Genomic DNA, 4,097 nt, shown 5'->3' on the forward strand with positions numbered 1-4,097 from the left:
TTCGATCAGGGTCACGGAATGGATCCTCGGGTCTGCGCCCGTCGCTACGCTCCTTGCTCCGCCCGTGGATGACGAGGCCGGACCGTTTCGGCCAATCTTCAAGGCATACCACCTGCCAACGCGACATAGCCGACCAGTCAAGATTTCTGTGTTAGTGAACTAGCCTTCGCTGGCGGGACGTATCCTCAACCTTGCAATGCGGTTCTTGTCCCGCTTCATCACCACGAAACGCTTGCCGTGGAAGGTGAAGGCCTGCTTCTCCTCCGGGATCGACTGCGTCTCATGGATGACCAGGCCGGCAATCGTCGTGGCTTCCTCGTCGGGCAGGTCCCAGTCGAGCGCGCGGTTCAAGTCGCGGATCGGCACTGTGCCGTCGACGACGACGGAGCCGTCCGCTTCCTTCTTCACGCCCTGCATGTCGACATCGTGCTCGTCGGCTATCTCGCCGACGATCTCCTCGATGATGTCTTCCAGCGTCACCAGCCCTTCGACCTCGCCATATTCGTCGACGACGATGGCGAAATGCGCCTTGCGGCGCAGGAAGGCGTTGAGCTGTTCCTGCAAGGTGGTGGTGTCCGGCACGAACCACGGCTTCGCCGCGATCTTCATGACGTCGATCCGCGAGAAATCGTTGCCGACCTCGTTGAGGGCCCTGAGCAGATCCTTCGCGTGCAGCACGCCGACGATGTTGTCGAGCGAGCCCTTCCACAACGGCATGCGGGTGTGCGGGCTTTGAAGGATCTCGCGCACCACCGCCTCCGGCGCATTGTCGGCATTGACCGAGCGCATATTGGTGCGGTGGACCATGATATCCGACACTTCGAGTTCATCGAGGTCGAAGAGGCCTTCGAGCCGATTGCGCTCCTCACCGGCAGCCGCGCCCTCGCGACGGGGATCGTCGCTGCCTTCATCCTTGCCGTTGCGCTCGGTCCGCTGCGGCGGCTCGAGCGGCCGCAGCGCGTAGCCGAAAGCGGCAAGCAGCCGGGTGCGCAACAGAAGCGCCGAAAGCACGATGACGGCGAGGACGGCGGCGACGATCCAGCCGGCGTCGATCATCCGGAACGGCTCCTCTTGGACCGTTCGGGATGGCTCACTTTGAGCCTTCCGGATTGGCCTGTCTTGAACCCTTCGGGATGGCTCGTCTTGAGGAAGGATAGCACTTCCGACGGCGGCACGTCCTTGGCGATGAAAGCCTGGCCGATGCCGCGCGTCAGGATGAAGGTCAGCGCGCCGCGCGACACCTTCTTGTCCTGGGTGATGAAGCCGAGCAGCGCCTCGGCATCCGGGAGCTCGCCCGGAATATCGGCCATGCGCCAGGGCAGGCCGACGGCGCGAAGATGCGCTTCGACGCGCTCCGCGTCGTCCGGGCTCGCCAGGTTGAGGCGCGCCGAGAAGCGATGCGCCAGCGCCATGCCGATGGCCACACCCTCACCATGGACGAGGCGCGCCCCGTCATAGCGCGTGGCCGCTTCCAGCGCATGGCCGAACGTGTGGCCGAGATTAAGCAGCGCCCGGTCGCTGGTCTCGAACTCGTCACGGGCGACGACGTCTGCCTTGGCGCGGCAGGCCTCGGCGATCGCCTCGACCCGCGCCGGGCCGCCGGCAAAGACTTGCCCCCAGTTCTGCTCAAGCCAGGCGAAGAAGGCCGGGCGGTCGATCAGCCCGTATTTGGCGAGCTCGGCATAGCCGGCGCGGAATTCTCGGATCGGCAGCGTGTCGAGCACCTGGGTGTCGGCGAGCACCAGCCTGGGCTGGTGGAAGACGCCGACAAGGTTCTTGCCGCGGGCGCTGTTGATGCCGGTCTTGCCGCCGACGGAGGAATCGACCTGCGCCAGGAGCGAGGTCGGGATCTGCACGAAATTCATGCCTCGGCGCACGATACCGGAAGCAAAGCCGGCAAGGTCGCCGATGACGCCGCCGCCGAGCGCGATCACCACGTCGCGGCGTTCGAGCCTTGCCGCGAGCACGCCGTCGACCACTTCCTCCAGATGAATGAAGCTCTTGGTCTTTTCGCCCGCGGGCAGCGTAATGACGGCGGACTGGATGCCGCCTTTCTCCAACCCCGCCTTCAGCGTGTCGAGATGCGCGGCGGCGACGTTCTCGTCGGTGACGATGGCCGCGCGGGTGCCGGGAAGCCGGCGCGCGATCTCCTCGCCGGAGCGCGCCAGCAGCCCGGAGCCGATCAATATGTCATAGGCGCGGTCGCCGAGCCCGACCTCGACCTTCACCGGTTCGGCATCGCTCACGACTGCACCTCGTCGGTTGTGGCGCTTGTAGCGCCTGTCGCGATCGCGTCGACGCCGAGATGGGTGCAGAGCGCCGCGACGACTTCGCCGGCGATGATCTCCTTGCGGTCGTCACGGGTCGGCACGGTCAGATCGGCGGTGGCGTAGACCGGGTAACGCTCGCCCATCAGCCGCTCCAGCACGCCGCGCGGATCGGGATTCTTCAAGAGCGGCCGGTTCTGCTTCTTCGAAACCCGCTCCATCAAGAGGTCGAGGTCAGCCTTCAGCCACACAGACACGCCATAAGCCATGATTGCCTCGCGCGTCTGCGCGTTCATGAAAGCGCCGCCGCCGGTCGACAGCACCTGCGGTCCGTTCTCCAGCAGGCGCAGGATCACGCGCTGCTCCAGCGCGCGGAATTCCGGCTCGCCATAGCGCTCGAACAGCTCCGGCACCGTCATGCGCGAGACGCTTTCGATCTCCTGGTCACTGTCCATGAAGGGCAGCGAAAGCATCGCCGCCACCTTGCGGCCGATCGCCGTCTTGCCGGCGCCCATCAGCCCGACGAAGACGATCGAGCGGCTGCCGAGCGCTTCGATCAGCGCGGCGCGGCCTTCGTCCGTCGGATTGGGTGGCAGAGCGTTCATCAGGGCCTCTTTGCGCCGTATCGACATCAAAAGCCTGTTTGCGTCAAGCACGGCCGGACAACCGGGCGCGAAGCGCCCCGGCAAAACCTTCTGTTCACCGGAAGCCTTCGTCCTTGAATTGGCCGGATCGGCGTCCCATAAGGGCACAGGGCTTTGGAAACGCAGAACAACAAGACGGGCGAAATTGAATGCCGACTTTGTTTCGCTTCGTCGTGACGCTGGCGGTTCTTGCAGGCATTGCCTATGGCGCGATGTTCGCGCTGGCCATGTTCGTGGAGCCGAAGAGAGCGGAAATGAGCATCCGCATTCCGGCCGAAAAGCTCAACCCCAAGAAGAACTGACCAAGAAAACCGACAAAGAGCTGACCCCGGCCCGATGAACAGCGCCGCCCGAATCGAAGCCTTCCTCGAAATGATGAGCGCCGAACGCGGCGCGGCGGAAAACACGCTCGCCTCCTATCGCCGCGACCTGGAGGATGCCTCCGAGACGATCCAGGGCGGGCTTGCAGGTGCTGGATCTTCCGACATCCGCGCCTATCTCGACGACATCGCCGCGCGCGGCTTCGCGCCGACCTCGCAGGCGCGCAAATTGTCGGCGATCCGCCAGTTCTTCAAATTCCTCTACGCCGAAGGCCTGCGCGGCGACGACCCGACCGGCACGCTGGACAGCCCGCGCAAGGGCCGGCCGCTGCCGAAGACGATGAGCGAGGCCGAGACCGGCCGCCTGCTCGACCGCGCCGCGCTGGAAGCCGGCGAATCCGCCCCGGACGGCGACAGGCTGGCCGCGTTGCGCCTGCACGCGCTGGTCGAGGTGCTCTACGCCACCGGCCTGCGCGTCTCCGAATTGGTTGGCCTGCCGGTGACGGTGGCGCTGCGCGACGACCGCTTCTTCATGGTGCGCGGCAAGGGCGACAAGGAGCGCATGGTGCCGCTTTCGACCAAGGCGCGAACCGCCATGCGCGCCTGGCTTGCCGCGAGGGCCGAGCGCCCGGCCTTTGCCGAAAGCCCGTTCCTGTTCCCGGCCTCTTCCGACAGCGGCCATCTCTCCCGCCAGGTTTTCGCCCGCGATCTCAAGGGCTTGGCCGCGCGTTCCGGGATAACCGCGGCCAAAATCTCGCCGCATGTGCTTCGCCATGCTTTTGCCAGCCATCTGCTGCAGAACGGCGCCGATCTCAGAGCCGTTCAGCAACTTCTAGGCCATGCCGATATCTCGACCACCCAGATCT

General features: G+C 65.4%; 5 protein-coding genes. 2 read left to right on the forward strand and 3 right to left on the reverse strand.

Going from position 1 to position 4,097, the window contains the following annotated elements:
• Positions 1 to 159: 159 nt before the first annotated feature.
• Genes FJ414_RS31200 through FJ414_RS31210 form a run of 3 tightly spaced genes read right to left on the reverse strand, consistent with a single transcriptional unit; the run spans position 160 to position 2,872 of the window.
• Positions 160 to 1,056, reverse strand: coding sequence for a transporter associated domain-containing protein (locus tag FJ414_RS31200; protein ID WP_140648187.1), 897 nt, complete (start codon positions 1,054 to 1,056; stop codon positions 160 to 162).
• On the reverse strand, positions 1,053 to 2,246 hold the full coding sequence (gene aroB, locus FJ414_RS31205) for a 3-dehydroquinate synthase (RefSeq protein ID WP_140648188.1): 1,194 nt from the start codon (positions 2,244 to 2,246) through the stop codon (positions 1,053 to 1,055). The genes FJ414_RS31200 and aroB overlap by 4 nt, the downstream gene beginning before the upstream one ends.
• Positions 2,243 to 2,872, reverse strand: a complete 630-nt coding sequence (locus FJ414_RS31210; protein ID WP_140648189.1) for a shikimate kinase — start codon at positions 2,870 to 2,872, stop codon at positions 2,243 to 2,245. The genes aroB and FJ414_RS31210 overlap by 4 nt, the downstream gene beginning before the upstream one ends.
• A 188-nt stretch (positions 2,873 to 3,060) precedes the next feature.
• Between FJ414_RS31210 and FJ414_RS31215 the strand changes: the two genes are divergently transcribed.
• Both FJ414_RS31215 and FJ414_RS31220 read left to right on the forward strand, forming a co-directional pair.
• A complete protein-coding gene (locus tag FJ414_RS31215) occupies positions 3,061 to 3,213 on the forward strand; it encodes a histidine kinase (protein ID WP_140648190.1) in 153 nt (50 codons plus the stop codon).
• A gap of 34 nt (positions 3,214 to 3,247) precedes the next feature.
• Positions 3,248 to 4,097, forward strand: an 850-nt coding sequence (locus tag FJ414_RS31220; protein WP_140648191.1) for a site-specific tyrosine recombinase XerD, incomplete at its 3' end; no start/stop codon positions are given.

The sequence above is a fragment of the Mesorhizobium sp. B3-1-6 genome (assembly GCF_006439555.1).
In the GTDB taxonomy this organism is placed as follows: Bacteria; Pseudomonadota; Alphaproteobacteria; order Rhizobiales; family Rhizobiaceae; genus Mesorhizobium.